At 71.4% G+C, this 17,254-nt stretch carries 18 protein-coding genes; 2 read left to right on the top strand and 16 right to left on the bottom strand.

Features of this window, described 5'->3' with window-relative positions:
- Positions 1 to 11: 11 nt before the first annotated feature.
- The 5 genes from ITJ59_RS08420 to ITJ59_RS08440 are packed head-to-tail and all read right to left on the bottom strand — an operon-like array spanning position 12 to position 4,178.
- Positions 12 to 1,037: a sulfate/molybdate ABC transporter ATP-binding protein gene (locus ITJ59_RS08420; RefSeq protein ID WP_194650654.1), complete on the bottom strand. Its 1,026-nt coding sequence runs from the start codon at positions 1,035 to 1,037 to the stop codon at positions 12 to 14.
- Positions 1,034 to 1,834 carry an ABC transporter permease gene (locus ITJ59_RS08425; RefSeq protein ID WP_194650655.1) on the bottom strand — a complete coding sequence of 267 codons (801 nt, stop codon included), beginning with the start codon at positions 1,832 to 1,834 and terminating at the stop codon, positions 1,034 to 1,036. The genes ITJ59_RS08420 and ITJ59_RS08425 overlap by 4 nt, the downstream gene beginning before the upstream one ends.
- Before the next feature lie 3 nt (positions 1,835 to 1,837).
- Positions 1,838 to 2,650 (bottom strand): molybdate ABC transporter substrate-binding protein, encoded by an 813-nt coding sequence (modA, locus tag ITJ59_RS08430; RefSeq protein WP_194650656.1) that lies wholly within the window; start codon positions 2,648 to 2,650, stop codon positions 1,838 to 1,840.
- Positions 2,647 to 3,063 (bottom strand): TOBE domain-containing protein, encoded by a 417-nt coding sequence (locus ITJ59_RS08435; protein WP_194650657.1) that lies wholly within the window; start codon positions 3,061 to 3,063, stop codon positions 2,647 to 2,649. Before ITJ59_RS08435 ends, modA begins: the two co-directional genes overlap by 4 nt.
- Positions 3,064 to 3,113: 50 nt before the next feature.
- Positions 3,114 to 4,178: a ThiF family adenylyltransferase gene (locus ITJ59_RS08440; RefSeq protein WP_194650658.1), complete on the bottom strand. Its 1,065-nt coding sequence runs from the start codon at positions 4,176 to 4,178 to the stop codon at positions 3,114 to 3,116.
- A 95-nt stretch (positions 4,179 to 4,273) separates the two neighbouring features.
- Here ITJ59_RS08440 and ITJ59_RS08445 point away from each other — a divergent pair, with 95 nt between their 5' ends.
- Complete coding sequence (locus ITJ59_RS08445) at positions 4,274 to 5,926, top strand: glycosyltransferase family 39 protein (protein WP_194650659.1); 1,653 nt, start codon at positions 4,274 to 4,276, stop codon at positions 5,924 to 5,926.
- A gap of 69 nt (positions 5,927 to 5,995) precedes the next feature.
- Here the strand turns inward: ITJ59_RS08445 and ITJ59_RS08450 are convergent, their stop codons facing one another.
- The 5 genes from ITJ59_RS08450 to ITJ59_RS08470 all read right to left on the bottom strand — a co-directional run bounded on the left by ITJ59_RS08450 (position 5,996) and on the right by ITJ59_RS08470 (position 11,380).
- On the bottom strand, positions 5,996 to 6,928 hold the full coding sequence (locus ITJ59_RS08450) for a 4-(cytidine 5'-diphospho)-2-C-methyl-D-erythritol kinase (RefSeq protein ID WP_194650660.1): 933 nt from the start codon (positions 6,926 to 6,928) through the stop codon (positions 5,996 to 5,998).
- 9 nt (positions 6,929 to 6,937) lie between these two features.
- On the bottom strand, positions 6,938 to 8,257 hold the full coding sequence (locus ITJ59_RS08455; protein ID WP_194650661.1) for an O-acetylhomoserine aminocarboxypropyltransferase/cysteine synthase family protein: 1,320 nt from the start codon (positions 8,255 to 8,257) through the stop codon (positions 6,938 to 6,940).
- Entirely contained in the window at positions 8,257 to 9,297 is a 1,041-nt protein-coding gene (locus ITJ59_RS08460) for an LLM class flavin-dependent oxidoreductase (protein WP_194650662.1), read from the bottom strand. The genes ITJ59_RS08455 and ITJ59_RS08460 overlap by 1 nt, the downstream gene beginning before the upstream one ends.
- A gap of 108 nt (positions 9,298 to 9,405) precedes the next feature.
- Complete coding sequence (locus ITJ59_RS08465) at positions 9,406 to 10,404, bottom strand: ATP-grasp domain-containing protein (protein ID WP_194650663.1); 999 nt, start codon at positions 10,402 to 10,404, stop codon at positions 9,406 to 9,408.
- Positions 10,405 to 10,537: 133 nt separating this feature from the next.
- Positions 10,538 to 11,380, bottom strand: coding sequence for a helix-turn-helix transcriptional regulator (locus tag ITJ59_RS08470; RefSeq protein WP_194650664.1), 843 nt, complete (start codon positions 11,378 to 11,380; stop codon positions 10,538 to 10,540).
- Positions 11,381 to 11,482: 102 nt separating this feature from the next.
- Here ITJ59_RS08470 and ITJ59_RS08475 point away from each other — a divergent pair, with 102 nt between their 5' ends.
- On the top strand, positions 11,483 to 12,223 hold the full coding sequence (locus ITJ59_RS08475; protein WP_194650875.1) for an SDR family oxidoreductase: 741 nt from the start codon (positions 11,483 to 11,485) through the stop codon (positions 12,221 to 12,223).
- 39 nt (positions 12,224 to 12,262) lie between these two features.
- Here the strand turns inward: ITJ59_RS08475 and ITJ59_RS08480 are convergent, their stop codons facing one another.
- From ITJ59_RS08480 to metG, 6 genes are all read right to left on the bottom strand, one after another.
- Positions 12,263 to 12,691 carry a hypothetical protein gene (locus ITJ59_RS08480; RefSeq protein WP_194650665.1) on the bottom strand — a complete coding sequence of 143 codons (429 nt, stop codon included), beginning with the start codon at positions 12,689 to 12,691 and terminating at the stop codon, positions 12,263 to 12,265.
- A gap of 223 nt (positions 12,692 to 12,914) precedes the next feature.
- Positions 12,915 to 13,448 (bottom strand): type II toxin-antitoxin system VapC family toxin, encoded by a 534-nt coding sequence (locus ITJ59_RS08485; protein WP_194650666.1) that lies wholly within the window; start codon positions 13,446 to 13,448, stop codon positions 12,915 to 12,917.
- A 2-nt stretch (positions 13,449 to 13,450) separates the two neighbouring features.
- Positions 13,451 to 13,726, bottom strand: a complete 276-nt coding sequence (locus ITJ59_RS08490; RefSeq protein WP_194650667.1) for a hypothetical protein — start codon at positions 13,724 to 13,726, stop codon at positions 13,451 to 13,453.
- A gap of 89 nt (positions 13,727 to 13,815) precedes the next feature.
- Positions 13,816 to 14,667: a 16S rRNA (adenine(1518)-N(6)/adenine(1519)-N(6))-dimethyltransferase RsmA gene (gene rsmA / locus ITJ59_RS08495; RefSeq protein ID WP_194650668.1), complete on the bottom strand. Its 852-nt coding sequence runs from the start codon at positions 14,665 to 14,667 to the stop codon at positions 13,816 to 13,818.
- Positions 14,667 to 15,575, bottom strand: coding sequence for a TatD family hydrolase (locus ITJ59_RS08500; protein WP_194650669.1), 909 nt, complete (start codon positions 15,573 to 15,575; stop codon positions 14,667 to 14,669). Before ITJ59_RS08500 ends, rsmA begins: the two co-directional genes overlap by 1 nt.
- Positions 15,572 to 17,149 carry a methionine--tRNA ligase gene (metG, locus tag ITJ59_RS08505; RefSeq protein ID WP_194650670.1) on the bottom strand — a complete coding sequence of 526 codons (1,578 nt, stop codon included), beginning with the start codon at positions 17,147 to 17,149 and terminating at the stop codon, positions 15,572 to 15,574. The genes ITJ59_RS08500 and metG overlap by 4 nt, the downstream gene beginning before the upstream one ends.
- Positions 17,150 to 17,254: the final 105 nt, after the last annotated feature.

Genomic DNA, 17,254 nt, shown 5'->3' on the forward strand with positions numbered 1-17,254 from the left:
CGCCCATTGTCTCAACCGCGGGGCGCGTACACCGCCAGTTCGGTCGCGGGCACGTCGATCCGGACCGTGTCGCCGGGTGCGATCCCGAGCGCCGTGACCCGCGCGAGCGTCAGGTCCGCCACCAGGTCGCCGGTACGGACCCGCACCAGACCGTCCCGTGGTTCCAGCGAGGTCACCGTGCGCTCCGGTCCGGCGCCGTCCAGCGTCAGCCGCGCGGCCGTCGGGTGGAAGGCGGCCAGGGCGGGCCGACCGGGAGGCACGGTGTGCGTCCCCGACGCCAGCTCGCCGCCGCCGTCCATCGCGATCCCACCCCCGGTGGCGGTCCCGCGTACGAGCGCGAGTCCGGAGAACGCCGCCGCGAACGCACTCGTCGGGCGGCCGAGCACCGCGGCGGGGGTACCGTCCTCGACGATCCGGCCGCGCTCGACGACGACGACCCGGTCGGCCAGGGCGACGACCTCGACCGGGTCGTGCGTGACCAGGACGCTCGGTCGTCCGGCGATCGCGGTGCGGAGTGCGGCACGGACCTCGTCGCGCGCGGCGACGTCGAGCGCCGAGGTCGGTTCGTCGAGCAGCAGGACCGCCGGGTCGGTGGCCAGTGCGCGGGCGATCGCGACGCGTTGGGCCTGGCCGCCGGACAACGTGCCGGGAGCCCGGTCCGCCAGGTCGCCGACACCGACCGCGGCCAGGGCACGGAGCGCACGATCGCGTGCAGCGGCGCGTCCGGCCCCGGCAGCTCGGGGACCGAAGGCGACGTTGCCGACGACGTCGAGGAACGGGAACAGGTCGGGGCGCTGGGCGACGAGTCCGATGCGCCGACGGTGAGCGGGGACGGTGCGACGCGCGTCCGACACGACGGTGCCGCCGAGCACCACCTGACCGGCGTCGATCGGCAGCAGGCCGGCGAGCACCTCGACGACGGTGGACTTGCCGGCGCCGTTCGGACCGACCACGGCGACGCACTCCCCCGCCGCGACCTCGAGGGCGACGTCGACCCCGCGCTGTTCGACGACGATCCGCGCGGAGACCCCGGTCACGCGGTCACCCCGCGGGTCCGGAGCGACGAGGCGCCGATGACCACGACGGCGACGACGACGAGGACGACCGCCAGGGCCACGGCCGTGTCCGGGTCGACCTCGCGCTGCAGGTAGATCTCAAGCGGCAGGGTCCGGGTCACGCCCTGCAGGCTGCCCGCGAAGGTCAGCGTGGCGCCGAACTCGCCGAGTGCCCGGGCGAAGCAGAGCACCAGCCCGGAGACGATGCCGGGCAGGACCCGGGGGGTCGTGACGGTCAGGAACGTACGGGTCGGGCCGGCGCCGAGCGTGGCGGCCACCCGCTCGAATCGGTCCCCCTCGACGCGGAGCGCCCCCTCGATCGACGACACCAGGAACGGCATCGCGACGAACGTCTGCGCGATGACGACCGCCGTGGTGGTGAACGCGATGTGCAGCCCGTGGTCGTCGAGGAACGCCCCGACCACACCGATCCGGCCGAACGCCGCGAGCAGCGCGAGCCCGCCGACCACCGGCGGCAGCACGAGTGGCAGGAGCACGACGGCGCGGGCGATCCCCACCCATCGTGAGCGGGACCGGGCGAACAGCACGGCGAGCGGGTACCCGAGGACGAACGCGACGGCCGTGGCGGTCAGGGCCGTCCCGAGGCTCAGGCCGAGGGCGGTCAGCGACGCCGTCGAGGTGACGAGGGCGACGAACGACGACCAGTCGACGCGACCGAGCATCGCGAGCACGGGCACGACGACGAACAGGCCGCCGAGCACCGCCGGCAGCGGGAGCCACCAGGCGACCGGCGGCCGTCCGTCAGCCCGCGAGGACACGGGTCACGGCTTCCCGAAGCCGGCGGCGGTGAGCACCTTCTGGCCGGTGGCGGACCGGACGTAGTCCGAGAACGCCTGCGCGAGCTCGGGGTCTCCGGATTCCTTGAGCACGCCGATCGGGTACGTGTTGACGGCCTTGCTCGACTCGTCGAACGGCACACCGTCGACCTTGCCGTCGGCACCCTGCACGTCGGTCACGTAGACCAGCCCGGCGTCGGCCTGTCCGGACTCGACCTTGCCGAGCACGTCGGTGACGGACTGCTCCTCGCTGACGGGCCGCAGGTCGACGCCCGAGGCGGACTCGACCTTCGCCGTCGCGGCGCCGCACGGCACCGGGGCGGCGCACGTGACGAGCTGCACGCCCGAACCGGTCAGGTCATCGAGGCCGGTGATGCCCTTCGGGTTGCCCGGGGCGACGGCGATCTCGAGGACGTTCGTGGCGAAGTCCTGCGGCGAGCCGCTCGCCAGGTCGGTCGAGGACAGCTTGGCCATGTTCGCTTCGTCGGCGGAGGCGAACACGTCGGCGGGAGCACCGTTCTGGATCTGCGTGACCAGGTCGCTCGAGCCCGCGAACGAGAACTCGATCGAGGCGCCGGGGTGCGCGAGCTCGAAGTCCTTGCCGAGCGTGGTGAAGGTCTTCTGGAGCGACGCGGCGGCGAACACCGTGATCGAGCCCGACACGTCGGCATCCGCGCTCGACGACGAGGACGGCGACGACGACCCCGCCGGAGCGTCGGTGGTGGAGCACGCCGCCAGGCCGAGCGCTGCGACGACGGCGAGGGACACGAGCATTGAGCGGGAACGGCGACGGATCATCGGGGGTCCTCCTGGTGGGTGGGCGCCTCGACGGTGACCATCGTGGCCTTGACGGACGCCACGGCGACGGACCCGACCTCGAGCCCGAGGTCGCGCACCGCCTCGGCGCTCATGAGCGAGACGACCCGGTGCGGGCCGCACTGCAGTTCGACCTGGGCCATCACCGTGTCGACGACCAGGTCGGTGACGATGCCGACGAAGCGGTTCCGCGCCGAGCTCTTCACGCCGGTGTCCGGGGCGGTCAGCTCGGTGCTCCGTGCCCGGGCGTACTCGGCGACCTGTCGACCGTCGACGACGGCGCGTCCGGCCGCGTCGGTGGCCCGGGTGAAGGTGCCCCCGTCGACGAGTCGGCGCACCGTGTCGTCGCTCACCCCGAGGAAGGCAGCAGCTTCGCGAATCCGCAGTTGCGTCATGATGCAACGATCCTAGCCGCGGAAGCGGCTTTGTGCCCGCCAGCGTCGGATCAGGACATGCGCCCGATCGCCACGGGCAACCCTTCGCGGCGCCAAGCCTCGAACCCGCCGTCGAGGACGGCCACGTGCCTCCCGGCCGGTTGTCCGGCAGCCCATGCATCCGCACGCGGACCACGGGCGCAGTACACGACCACGTCCGCCGCGTCGGCGATGGCCACGTCGTCGGTGACGGCGCCGGCGACCACCCCGTCCGCGCGTTCGGCGTCGGTGCGCACGTCGACCACGACGACCGGATCGGCTGGGTCGGCCAGGCGTGCGGCGAGCGCCGCCGGGGCGATCCGGTCGGTCCGGGTGAGCACGACCGCGCGCGGGCGGTGCGATGCCGGACCGCGTCGGACCGGACTCTCGGTCCACCGCCAGCGGCGCGCGTCGACGGTCAGGACGCGTCCGAGCAGCGGGTCGCCCGTGCCGGTGACCAGGGCGAGGACCTGCGCGGCCATCACCGCTCCGACGGCCCCGCACAGTGCCGGCACGACCCCGTCGAGGGCGCAGGAGCCCTCGTCGGGCAGGGCCTCGGGGTGCAGGTCGTGGAAGTCGACGCCGTCCGGTCCGGCGTCGCGGAAGACGCTGACCTGACCGTCGTGGCCGAGGACGGTACCCCACACGAACGGCACGCCGGCGTCGGCGCAGGCGTCCGAGACGGCGCGGGTGACCAGGACCGAGTCCGCCGCGTCGACGACGACGTCGTGGCCGGCGACGAGCTCCGGGGTGAAGGACCCGACCACGGCGACGGCGTCGAGTTCCGGGTCGACCGCCAGGGCGCGGGCCACGGCGACCGCGGCCTTCGGCGATCCGACGTCGGCGGCGGTGAAGAGCGTCTGGCGCGCGAGGTTCGAGGCGTCGACCGCGTCCGGGTCGACGACCGTGAGGCGTCCGACGCCCGCGAGGTACGCGACGACCGGGGCACCGAGGCCGCCCGCTCCGACGACCAGGATGCGCGAAGCGGCCAGGCGACGGAGCCCGACGGCGCCGACGTCGGCCAGCGCCGCCGTGCGAGCACCGAGCCGTGTCCGCCACGGGGAGAGCGTGTCGACGGGGGCGACGAGGGGGTCCATCCCGTCATTCTGTCCGGTCGCGCCGAATCCCTGCATGTGAATGCTCAGCGGATGGACGCGGCGGATGCTCAGAGCCGCTGGGTACGGTCGCGGGCGTGAGTTCCCCCCGCACCGGCACCGTGACCGTTCGACGCCCCACGTCGGACACGTCGTTGCGCGCACGGTTGCGAGCGCTGGCGCTGACGGCCGTCCGTGCCCTCGCCCGGACGCCCGAGATCACGATCGGCGCGCTCGGCGTCGTCGTCGCCGCGGCGTTCACGTGGGTGCCGTCGGTCTGGTACGACGAGGCCGCCACCCTCACCAGCGCGCAGCGCAGCTGGCCAGCACTGTGGGCGGAACTGCAGAACGTCGACGCCGTGCACGGCCTGTACTACGCGCTCATGCACGTCTGGCTCGCGCTCGTCGGGTACACCCCGTTCACGCTCCGGTTCCCCAGCGCCCTGGCGATCGGTGTCGCCGCCGGGCTGCTGGTGGCGCTCGGTCGTCGGCTCGGCGGGGTCCGGCTCGGGGTCGTCTCCGGCGTGGTGTTCCTGCTGCTGCCCCGTGTCGCCTGGGCCGGCACCGAGGGACGCCCCTACGCGACCGTCACCACGTTCGCGGTGCTGCTCACCCTGGTCGGGCTGACCGCGGTCCGACGCACCCGGACCGGGCACCACGTGACCCGGTGGTGGGTGGTCTACGGCGTGCTGGCTGCCGTCGCCGTGCTCTTCAACGTCTACCTGTCGCTGGCCGTCGTGGCGCACGGCGTCGTGCTCGCGTGGACCGGGGCCGCTGACCGTGCCGCCCGTCGCCAGGCCGCGGTGACCGAACGCACCGGCTCCGTGCCGGCGGCGTTGGTCGGCCGCGGCGTCGTCGTGCGCTGGAGCGTCGCGGCCGCCGCCGCGGCCGTGGTGGTGCTCCCGTTCATCGGACTCGCCGCCGGGCAGGCCAAGCAGGTCGGCTGGATCACCGGTATCGAGTGGGCCACCCTGCGACAGGTCTTCGCGACCGCCTGGTTCGGCGTCGTCTACCCGTACGCGACCCTCGGCTGGGTGCTGATGGTCGTCGCCGTCGTGCTGGCGGTGCGCGCAGTCCGACGCCCGACGCCCGGAGCGCGTGACCTGCTGCGGATGCAGGCCGTCCGGGTGGCAGTGCCGTTGACGATCCTGCCCACCGCGCTGCTGATCGCCGCGACGGCCGCCGGTGAACACCTGTACTCGCCGAAGTACGCGAGCATGAGCCTGCCGTTCGTCGCGCTCCTGATCGGCCTGGCGATCACCGCCATCCGCCCACGGCGCTGGATCGCGGTGGCCGTGCTGGCCATGGTCCTGGTGTCCGTGCCGACCTCGACGATCGTGCGGTTGCCGCACGCCAAGCAGCAGTCGCACTGGGCGAACGCCGCGGCCCTCATCGAGCGCGAGCGGAACGTGGCCACCGACGCCGACGAGGGCGTCGTCTTCGGCAGCGTCTACGGACACCCGACCGCGACCGCGCAGGTCATCGCCGACGCCTACCCCGAGGCCTTCGCCGGCATGCGGGACCTCGCCGTCACGAGCACGGGCGCCGAACGCGGCGAGCTCTGGAACACGAACGGCGACATCGCCACGACGGTGCCGGCACGACTGGACGACATCGACACCGTGTGGTTCGTCGGTGCGACGTCGCGGAACATCCGCCCGGCGGTGTCCGAGACGCTGAAGGACCAGGGGTTCCACGTCGTGCGCTGGTGGCACGAGGACACGGTCATCCTCTGGAAGTACAGCCGCTGACCCTCCGGCCGGCGCACCGCGCGACGACGGTGACGGTGTCGGTGTCGGTGTCGGTGTCGGTGTGGGGTGTCAGTGCACCACCCGGGCGCCGTGCACCGGGCCGGTGGCACGGAGCGCGACCAGCCCGGCGGCACTGAGTTCGACCTGCAGCTCGAGCGCGGCGTCACGGTCACCGACCAGGAACGCCACCGTCGGACCGCTGCCGGACACCAGGCCCGCGAGGGCCCCGGCCTTCTCGCCGAGCTCCAGGGTCGACGCGAGGCCGGGCTGCAACCGCATCGCCGGAGCCTGCAGGTCGTTGTGGACGCAGTCGGCGAGCAGGTCCGGGTCGCCGGCGCGGAGCGCCTGCAGCACGTTCGTCTCCACCACGGGGTGCGACGGCGCCGGCGCGATGTCGGCGCGGTACCGCTCCCGGTGTTCGTCGAGCGCACGGTAGACGGCGGGGGTCGACAGGCCGTCGTCGCTCAGTGCGAGCACCCAGTGGAACTCGCCCTTCGCCAGCGCCGGGCTGAGTTCGTCGCCACGGCCGGTGCCCAGCGCCGTGCCCCCCGAGAACGCGAAGGGCACGTCCGCACCGAGCTGCGCGGCCAGGCGGAGCAGTTCTTCGCGACCGAGTGCGGTGCCCCAGAGCGTGTCGACGGCGAGCAGCGTGGCCGCGGCGTCCGCCGACCCTCCGCCCATCCCACCGGCGACGGGCACCTGTTTGTCGATCGTCAGCCGCACACCGCCACGGTGCCCCGCGGTGTCGGCCACGAGCCGCGCTGCGCGGATCGCCAGGTTCGATTCGTCGACCGGAACGTCCGACGTGTCGATCGGACCGGTGAACGTCACCGAGAAGTCATCGGCGTGCTCGGCGGTGACGTCCTCGTACAGGGACACCGCCTGGTACGCGGTCGCCACGTCGTGGTAGCCGTCGTCCTGCAGCGCCCCGACGGACAGGAACACGTTGATCTTGCCGGGGGCGCGCGTCCGCACGCGGGTCGGGGCGGCCAACGTGGTCATGCCCCCAACCTATCCCGCTGCGGCTGCCGTGAAGCCCCGCGCCAGGTCGGCGAGCACGTCGTCGATGTGCTCGAGACCGATCGACAGCCGGATGAGCCCGTCCCCGACTCCGGCGGCGGCGCGCTCCGACGAGGTCATCTGCACGTGGGTCGTCGACGCGGGGTGCACGACGAGCGACCGGACGTCGCCGATGTTCGACACGTGGTCGAACAGTTCGAGGGCCGCCACGAACCGGCGCCCGGCGTCGACCCCGCCGTCCAGGTCGAACGCGAGGACCGCCGACGGACCCTTCGGCACGTAGCGCTGCTGCAGGTGGTGCCACGGCGACGACGGCAGCCCGGCGTAGTGCACGCCGAGCACCTGGTCGTGCGCGTCGAGCCACGTCGCGACGGCCGCAGCGTTCGACACGTGGCGGTCCATCCGGAGGGACAGGGTCTGGATGCCCTGCAGCACCAGGAAGGCGTTGAAGGGTGCGATCGCGGGCCCGAGGTCGGCGGAGAGCTTCGATCGGGTGCGTTGGATGAACGCGCGCCGGCCGAACTTCTCGGCGAAGTTCGTGTTCGCGAAGCCCGACTGCTCGGTGGTCGCGAGCTGCGGGAACCGGTCGGCGTGCGCCGCCCAGTCGAAGTTGCCGCTGTCGACGATGAGTCCGGCGATGGCGCTGCCGTGCCCGGCCAGGTACTTGGTCGCGGAGTGCACGACGATGTCGGCGCCGTGCTCGATCGGCCGGACCAGGTACGGCGTCGCGATGGTGTTGTCGACGATGAGCGGGACGCCGGCGTCGTGCGCGACCCCGGCCGCCCCGGCGAAGTCCAGGACGTCGCCGCGCGGGTTCGGGATCGACTCCCCGAAGAACGCCTTCGTCTCCGGACGGACCGCCGCGGCCCACTCGTCCAGGTCCGTGGGGTCCTGCACGAAGGTGAACGCGATGCCGAGGTCGCGCAGCGTCGACGCGAACAGCGTGTACGTGGCGCCGTACAGCGACGCACTCGACACGACGTGGTCACCGGCGCGGGCGACACCGAGCACGGCCAGCGACGTGGCCGCCTGACCGGACGCCAACGCGAGGCCGGCGACCCCGCCCTCGAGGTCCGCGATGCGACGCTCGAGCGCGGCCGCCGACGGGTTGTTCACCCGCGAGTACGTGTGCCCCGGCGCGTTGAGCATGAACCGGTCGGCCGCGTCCTCACCCGACGGGTACACGAACGCCGCGGTCTGCGCGATCGGCGGGACGTTGCCGCCGAACCCCGGGTCGGCCTTGAAGCCGGCACGGATCTGCCGGGTCTCGAACGCCCAGCCGTCCTCGGCGCTGGTCTCCGCGGCACCCATCAGGACTGCGCGCCGACGGTCGGGCGGACGAGCGGGATGACCTGCTCGCCGAAGCGGTCCATCTCCTCGAGCTGCGGCGAGAACTGCAGCAGCAGCGTGTCCACCCCGGCGTCCTCGAACTCCTTGATGCGGGCAGCCACCTGCGCAGGCGTCCCGACGAACCCGGGGCGCAGGCCACGGTTCGACACCGAGTAGTCCTCGAGCGAGGGGACGTGCTCGAGCTGCGACTTCGAGATGAAGTCCTGGTAGGACTCGTACGCGTTGCCGTGCTGCACGTCGGTGATCCGCGCGAGCTCGGCCTGCGCCGCTTCCTCGGTCTCGCGGACGATGACGTAGGCGGCCATGCCGAACGCCTCGAAGGGCGGCAGCCCGGCATCGACCCGACGCTGCTTCATCTCGGCGATCTTCGTCCGGAGTTCCTCGACCGTGCCGCCGTGGGTGACGTAGGCGTCGGCGTACCCCGTGATCGCGGCCTTGCCGGCCTCGCTCTCGCCGCCGGCGTAGATGCGCGGGGTCACGCGGGGCTTCGGCTCGAGGTGGGCGTTCTGGATGTCGTAGTACTCGCCCGAGAACGAGAACGGGGTCTCCCGCCACATCCCCTTCATGACCTCGACGAACTCGGCGGTCCGCTTGTACCGGTCGTCGTGCTCCGAGAAGATCCCGCCGTACTGCTTCGCCTCTTCGGCCCACCACGCGCTCACCACGTTGAACGTGAACCGGCCGCACGAGATGTCGTCGATCGTCGCCGCCTGCTTCGCCGTCACCGCGGGCAGGTGGTACCCGGGGCGCATGGCCGCCATGATCTCGAGCCGTTCGGTCGTCGCCGCGATGGCCGCGGCGAGGGACCAGGCCTCGAGCGACGGCGCCGCCGTGCCCTTGATGTCGTTGAGGTTGAGCTCCGGCACGAGCGTCAGGTCGAAGCCGATCCGCTCGGCGCGCTGCGCCAGCCGCTTCACGTAGTCGAAGGTGACCGGCATGTTCTCGTTGTCGACGTTGCGCAGCCAGCCGCCGAAGAGCGGGGTCCAGTATCCGAATCGCACGGGGTGAGTTCCTTGGGGAGGTGGGGTTCGCCCTGATGGGGCGTCGGAGCGGACTGGAGGCTCGTGGCGGGCCCGCCACGGGCCTCCAGTCCGGTGGGTCTTGCGTTCTCAGGCCGTCAGTTGCGCTGCGTACTGCGTCTCCAGCAGGCCACCGAGGTACTTCGCGATGGAGCGCGGGCCGGAGGCCGGCGCCGATTCCTCGACCGCGGGGTTGTAGTTCGTGTTCGTGTTGATGTCGTAGACGACGGTGCGGCCGTCCGTCGTCTCCATGAACTCGACGCCCGCGATGGTGATGCGCTGGTCGGCCAGGAAGGTGCGGAGCTGCTGGACGAGCGGGTGCTCGGCGGTGATCTCGGTCCGGACGCTGAACGCCGCGGGTGCTCCGGCGGTCTCGGTGCCGGGGACGTCGCAGACTGCCCCAGCGATGACCTGCGGGACCTCGCACGCGTCGGCGGGGCACAGCTCGAAGCTGCCGGCGCTCGTGTCGACGCGGACGGCGTAGACGAACTCGCCGCCGACGAACTCGACACGGGTGATGAAGGGCTCGCGGGCCGTCAGGTACTCCTGCAGCAGCGTGATGCCGTCGACCGGCGCCTCGAACTCTGGCGAGTCGACGTAGGCGTCGAACTCGGCGAGCGAGTCGAACCGGCGGACGCCCAGGCCCTTGCCGCCCTGGTTGTGCTTCGTGATGAACGGGATGTCACGGCCGTTCGTGAAGTCCTTTGCCGCCTGCTTGAGCGTCGTCGTGCCGAACACCGCGGTGGTCCGGGGCACGTCGAAGCCGGCCTGCTGCAGGAGACCGTGCTGGGCGACCTTCGAGACCTCGAGCTCGAGGACGTGGCTACCGCCGACGACCTGGCGGCCGGCACGCTCGAGCCAGCCGAGGATCGCCCGGGTGTACTCCTTGCTGTGCTCGTGCCCGCGGGTGTGGCTCGACGCCGACATGCGCGACCAGTACACACCGGGCTCCGGCTCGGCACCGAGGTCGATCTGCCCCTCGGTCAGCAGGATCTCCTGCACCGGGACACCCTCGGCCTCGAACGCGGCGGCGAGCGGCGGGAACCACTCGGGGTTCTCGTGGATGACGTACACGCGGGGAGTGCTCACACGCCCACCCTAGGCACGGTATACCGCACGTGACCAAGTGTGTGACGCGCGGTTGCTTCGTGTGGGTGTTCGGGCGGTCAGGCGGGGCGGAGGAGGGTCGCACGGGTCGTGCGGACCTGCACCGTGCGCCGCGTCAGCCCGCGAACGACTGCTGGCCGACGACGCCGAGGAGCTCGAGCTTCTGCGCGTCCTCGGATCCTGGGGGTGCGGTGAACAACAGCAGCGCCTGGGCCTGGTCGTCGGTGTGCAGGACCTGACAGTCGACGGTGATCCGGCCGAGCTGGGGCTGCACGATCGTCTTGTTGTCCGACCAGCGGGTGGCCACCTCGTGCTTCGCCCAGAGGCCGCGGAACTCAGGACTCCGTTCCTCGAGCTCGGCGATGAGCTCGGTCGCGCGTCGGTCCCCCGGTCCGGCCAGCCCCACCGCCGCCCGCAGCGACGCCACCACGACCCGGGCCAGTCGCTCGTGCTGTTCCGGCGCGTACTTCGCGAGCTCGTCCCCGGTGACGAACCACCGCCACGCCTGGTACCGCTCGTTGCCGGGCAGGCCGACGGACGATCCGAGCAGCGCCGCCGCGAGCCGGTTCTCGACCAGCGTCTCGCCCAGGTGGCTGACCACGATCGCGGGGGTGTCCTCGAGCCGGTCGAGCACGCGGAGGATCGCCGGGTCGACGTGGTCGGCTCGGTGCAACCGGGTCGGTGCGTTCTGCCCGGCCAGGTGGAACAGGTGATCCCGCTCGTCGAGGCTGCAGCGGAGCGCCCGGGCGATCGCGGCGAGCATCTGCTCGGACGGCTGCGGTCCACGCTGCTGTTCGAGACGCGTGTAGTAGTCGACCGACATCCCCGCGAGTGCGGCCACCTCTTCGCGCCGGAGGCCGGGAGTACGGCGCCGTGGTCCCTGGCCGAGACCGACGTCCTCGGGGCGCAGCAGCTCGCGGCGACGACGGAGGAAGTCGGCGAGTGCGGCACGGTCCATGGTCCCGATTGTCGTCCGGTTCCCGCCGCCGTGCCAGGGATCGCGGATCCCCCGATGAGCGAGGTCTGGATGACACACCGGCTGCGGCGCATGGTGGTGCACATGGACATCACGAACTCCACCGTCTTCATCCCCGGCGCGACCTCCGGTATCGGCCTCGCCCTGGCCCAGCGGCTGCAGGCCGCCGGCAGCACCGTCGTCATCGGCGGGCGTCGGCAGGCGCTGCTCGACTCGCTCGCCGCGGAGCACGGCTTCGGCACCGTGCAGATCGACGTCGCCGACGCCACCTCGATCGAGACTGCTGCCGCCTCGGTGCTCGAGGCGTACCCGTCGCTGAACGCTCTCATCACCATGTCCGGGATCATGCGCGACGAGGACCTCCGCGATCCCGAGCACATCCACGACGCCCTGGAACTCGTCCAGACGAACCTGGTCGGCACGATCCGGCTCATCGACGCATTCCTGCCGCACCTGCTCGCCCAGCCCTCGGCCGCCCTGATGACCGTCACGTCCGGGCTCGCGTTCGTCCCGCTCACCGCCTCGCCGACGTACAGCGCGACGAAGGCCGCCGTGCACGCCTACACGCAGGCCCTCCGTCAGCAGCTCGTCGGTTCGTCGCTCGAGGTCCTCGAGCTCGCCCCGCCGGCCGTGATGACCGACCTGATGGGTGGTGCCGACTTCGGCGGGATGCCGCTCGACGCCTTCGCCGACGAGGTCATCGCCCTCGTCGAGTCCGGCGCTGCCCCGGAGATCCTGGTGCAGAACGTGCACCCGCTGCGCTTCGCCGAACGCAACGGCAACCACCAGCAGATCCTCGAGATGATGGCGTCCCGCGAGCACTGACACACGGCGACGCGCCCCCTGCACGGCGCGAGGGGCGCATCAGTCGTCAGCGCCGTCGGTCTGCTCACCGCGGCGGCGCGCGAGCCGGCCGAGCGCACGGCTCGCCAGTGGCAGCGCCGAGGCGACCACGGCGCTGTACAACGCCGAGTCGAGGGGCTTGTGGTGCAAGCGTGTCGCCGCCCAGGACGCGGTGAACGCGGTCACGGCCAGTGCTCCCTCGGCTACTCGACCACGTCGGTCGAGGCGCTCCGGCTGTCGGAAGTCGTCGTCATCGACGTCTTCCGGATCGTCTCGGAAGGCTGAGACCGTGACCCCGAACACGGGCAGCGCGACCCCGAGCAGCACTCCCGCCCATGCCGCGTCGTTCTGCAGGTCGCGCACGACTGCTGGCACGGCGAAGAACTCGATGACGAACCCGCCGAGCACGGCGACGATCGCCAGCCACCGGGAGAAGGTGTTGCGAGGCACCCGCCGATCGTAGGGGTCCGCGGGTCCTGCGCGCGCACCCCCGTTCGCGGCGTCAGAGGCCGACTGGCGCTCACCACGACGCGCTCGCGGCGTGCTCGATGCTCGATGCTCGATGCTCGATGCACCAGCCGCGACGAAACGATTCGCCGCCATCCCCTGCGCGTGCGAGCGAACCGTTCCGTCGGTCATGCCGTCATCGGTCGTGGTCTACCGTCGTCGCGGATCAGGGCCGGGAACCGGCACGCAGGCGACGCGCCAGCTGAGCGCCCTCGGCGTCGATGATCAGCGGGAGGCGCTCCTTGTCGACGACCCCGAACGCAGGATCGACCGTCACGAAGCCGTCGACTTCCCAATGCCGAGCTGTTGCGACGTGCAATGCACCCGAGACGGTCAGGCCGAACTCTTCCATGAGGTCTGGGACCTCATCGCTGACGGCATCGACCCCGACCCAGTGCAGTTGCGTCGACCGCAACAACTCCCGCCACGCGGTGACATGGCGACGAGCGGCTTCCGTGGCCATGCCGTGAGCAGCTCGCAGGACTTCGAACTCCGTGAAGGCGCTGTACATCATCTCCGTGCCCGCGAGGTCGAGGTGGTCGAGGAACGCGACCGCCTCCACCCTGTGACGCCCGGTCCGGCGCAGCGCGCTCCGGATGAAGCTCGAGTCGACGAGGACGACGTCAGGGCGGGCGGCGCAGTCGTCGAACTTGAGAACCCGGTGCTCGTCGAAATGCTGAGGCGTGAGTCGCTCGAACACGGTCAGGGAAGCGTGTGGAACGAGACGGTCGGCTCAACCCAGAAGTCCGGATCGATCGACTCGATCGCGCGTCGTCGGCGTTCGCGGCGTTCTTCGAACGTACCTTCAGGTCGAGGCGTCCGAGCGAACAGCGCTTGCCGTTCGGCTTCGGTGAAGATCCTCGGCCCCCTCGGCCGACCGGGATCCGCGCTGAGCAGGGCGCGACGACGTCCCGCTGTGAGCTGTTCCTCGGTCAGGCCGCGGCGGATCGGTCGGCGTGGTTCGGTCGGCTGCATCATGCCTCCTTGGTCGATGCGATCAACCGTAGGAGAATCGAACGGACAGCGCCGAACATTCTGTATTTCGCAGGCGATCGGCGGGAGGCGAGCTACTCCGCAGCAGCCAGGACCGTCCGACCGAGCCGCACGAAGTCGTCCACGCCGATCGCCTCACCCCGGGCCGTCGGGTCGATGCCCGCCGCTGTCAGGAGCTCTGACGCGTGGGTGCTGCCACCGAGCACACCGGACAGGCTCTGCCGCAGCATCTTCCGCCGCTGCTGGAACGCCGCATCCACCAGGGTGAACACTCGCGACCGCAACTGCTCGTCCCCCGGGGGCTCGTGCCGGTCGAACGCCACCAGGACACTGTCGACGTTCGGGACGGGCCAGAACACCTGGCGGCTGACGAGTCCGGCGGTGCTCCACGAGCCGTACCAGGCGGCCTTGACGCTCGGCGAACCGTAGACCTTGCTGCCCGGACCAGCGGCGAGCCGGTACCCGACCTCGGCCTGCACCATCACGAGCGACCGCTCGATCGACGGGAAGGTCGCGAGCAGGTGCAAGAGCACGGGAACCGAGATGTTGTAGGGCAGGTTCGCGACGAGGTGGGTCGGCTCGGCGTCGAGGTCCGACGCGGCGACGGTCATCGCGTCCTGCTGCACGACCGTCAGCGACGCCCCTGGCTGCAGCGCGCTCACCGTCGACGGCAACCGCGCCGCGAGACGCTTGTCGATCTCGACGGCGGTGACGGGTGCTCCGGTCTCGGTGAGCCCGAGCGTCAGGGAGCCGAGGCCCGGCCCGATCTCGAGGACCCGGGACGAGGGCGTCACACCGGCGACGGTCACGATGCGTCGGACGGTGTTGGCGTCGTGCACGAAGTTCTGCCCGAGCTTCTTCGTCGGGGTGACGTCGAGTTCGGCGGCGAGCTGGCGGATCTCGGACGGACCGAGCAGCGCGCCCACTACTCGTCCACCGTCACGGGCTCGGCGTCCCACGCACCGTAGACGAGCTCGGTGTTCGAGGCGATCTGCGCGGCGAGCATCGAGGGGTCGGTGCCGAGGGTCTCCGCCATCGACCGCAGGGTGAGCGGGATGAGGTACGGGGCGTTCGGCCGGCCGCGGTACGGGGTCGGCGTCAGGAACGGCGCGTCGGTCTCGATCATGATCAGGCGCCGGGGTGCGACGAGCAGGGCTTCACGCAGCGGCGCCGCGTTCTTGAACGTCACCGTGCCGGCGAACGACATGTACCACCCGCGCTCGGCGCAGAGGCGGGCCAGGTCGGGGCCACCGGAGAAGCAGTGGAACACCGTGCGCTCCGGCGCCCCGACGCGGTCGAGCACCTCGACCACGGCATCGTGCGCATCGCGGTCGTGGATGGTCAGCGCGAGGTCGTGCTCCTTCGCGATGCGGATGTGTTCCTCGAAGGACCGGACCTGGGCATCGCGGCCGTCGTCACCGGTGCGGAAGAAGTCGAGCCCGGTCTCGCCGATCGCCCGGACGCGGGGCAACGCCGCGAGGGCTTCGATGCCGGCGAGGTGCTCGTCGAGCAGCCCCTGCTCCTGCAGCGCAGGTGCCTCGTTCGGGTGCAGTGCGACCGCCGCGAGGACACGGGGCTCACGGGCGGCGATCGATGCGGACCACTGCGAGGTCGCGAGGTCGGTGCCGACCTGCACGACTCCGCGGACGCCGACGCTGGAGGCACGGCCGAGGTGCTCGCGGTAGTCGAGCGCCCCGTCGCCACCGTCGGCGATCTCCATGTGCGTGTGGTTGTCGTAGACCGGGACGACGAGCGCCTCGGGCAACGGCGGGTAGGTCAGGTCGCGCTTGGAGCCGTCCCCGTCGCCGCGGGACCGGAGGTGGGCCTCGGTCACGCGGCGCCCTGCTCCGCCTGCTCGATCCGCGGGAACAGTCCGCTCTCGAGCGCCACGACGTGCGCAGCACCCTGCCACTCGAACGCACGGTCGACGCGCTGCTCGGCGATCGAGCCACCGGCACCGATCGAGGCCCAGAGCTTCTCGGTGGCCTTCGGCATCACCGGCGAGAGCAGCACGGCGACGGTGCCGAGGCCACGCAGGGCCGTGGTCAGGACGGTGCCGAGCCGCTCGCGGTTCGCGTCGTCCTTCGCCAGCGCCCACGGCTGCTGCTCGGTGATGTACCCGTTCAGGGCGTCGACGAGTTCCCACACGGCGGCGATCGCCTCGTGCGGGGCGAAGGCCGCGATGGCCGCGTCGGCACGCTCGGTGACCGACACCGCCAGGGCATCGATCGCCTCGTCCGACTCGGTCAGCGACCCGCGCGACTGCACCGCGCCGTCGAAGTACTTCTGCAGCATCGCGACCAGGCGCGACGCCAGGTTGCCGAAGCCGTTCGCGAGCTCGGCCTGGTACCGCGCCGAGATGTCCTCCCAGCTGAAGTTGCCGTCCTGCCCGAAGGTGATGGCGCGCAGGAAGTAGTAGCGGAAGGCGTCGGACCCGAAGGTGTCGGTGATCTCCGACGGCGCGATGCCGGTCAGCTTCGACTTGGACATCTTCTCGCCGCCGACGAGCAGCCAGCCGTGGCCGAAGACGCGCTCCGGTACCGGCAGCCCGGCGGCCATGAGCATCGCCGGCCAGATGACGGCGTGGAAGCGGGCGATGTCCTTGCCGACGATGTGCACGCTCGGCCACAGGCGCTGGAAGGCCTCGTCGTCCTCGGTGCCGTAGCCCAGCGCCGTGACGTAGTTGAGCAGGGCGTCGAACCACACGTACAGGACGTGGTCGCTGTCCCACGGGATCGTGATGCCCCAGTCGAAGCTGGACCGCGAGATCGACAGGTCGCGCAGGCCCTGCTTCACGAACGAGATGATCTCGTTGCGGACGCTCTCCGGCTGGATGAACAGCGGGTTCGACTCGTACAGGTCGAGCAGGCGCTGCTCGAAGTCCGACATGCGGAAGAAGTAGTTGCGCTCGGACAGCACCTCGACCGGGATCGAGTGGATGGCGCAGACCTGCTGTCCCTCGTACGCTCCGGTGCCGGCGACCAGGTCGCTCGGCTGCTTGTACTCCTCGCACCCCACGCAGTAGAAGCCCTCGAACTCGCCGGCGTAGATGTAGCCGTCGTCGTAGAGCTTCTGCAGGAACGCCGTCACGCCGCGCTCGTGGCGCTCGTCGGTGGTGCGGATGAAGTCGTCGTTGGCCACGTCGACGGTGTCGAGCAGCGGCTTCCACGCATCGGTCACGAGACGGTCGGCCCACTCCTGGGGCGTGACGTCGTTCGCCGAGGCGGTGCGCAGGATCTTCTGTCCGTGCTCGTCGGTGCCGGTGAGCAGCCAGGTGTCGTCACCCCGCTGCCGGTGCCAGCGCGCGAGGACGTCCGCGGCGACCTCGGTGTAGGCGTGCCCGATGTGGGGCACGTCGTTCACGTAGAAGATCGGCGTGGTGATGCTGAACGAGGACCCGTCGGACATGCGGACCATCCTACGGGCGCACGGAACCCGGATGACGCGCGCGGCGGTGGACTGTGGAGAACCGGATCCGGGAGGCCCGTGGCGGGCCCGCCCCGCGCCTCCCGT

Source organism: Curtobacterium sp. VKM Ac-1393 (assembly GCF_015350995.1).
In the GTDB taxonomy this organism is placed as follows: Bacteria; Actinomycetota; Actinomycetes; order Actinomycetales; family Microbacteriaceae; genus Curtobacterium.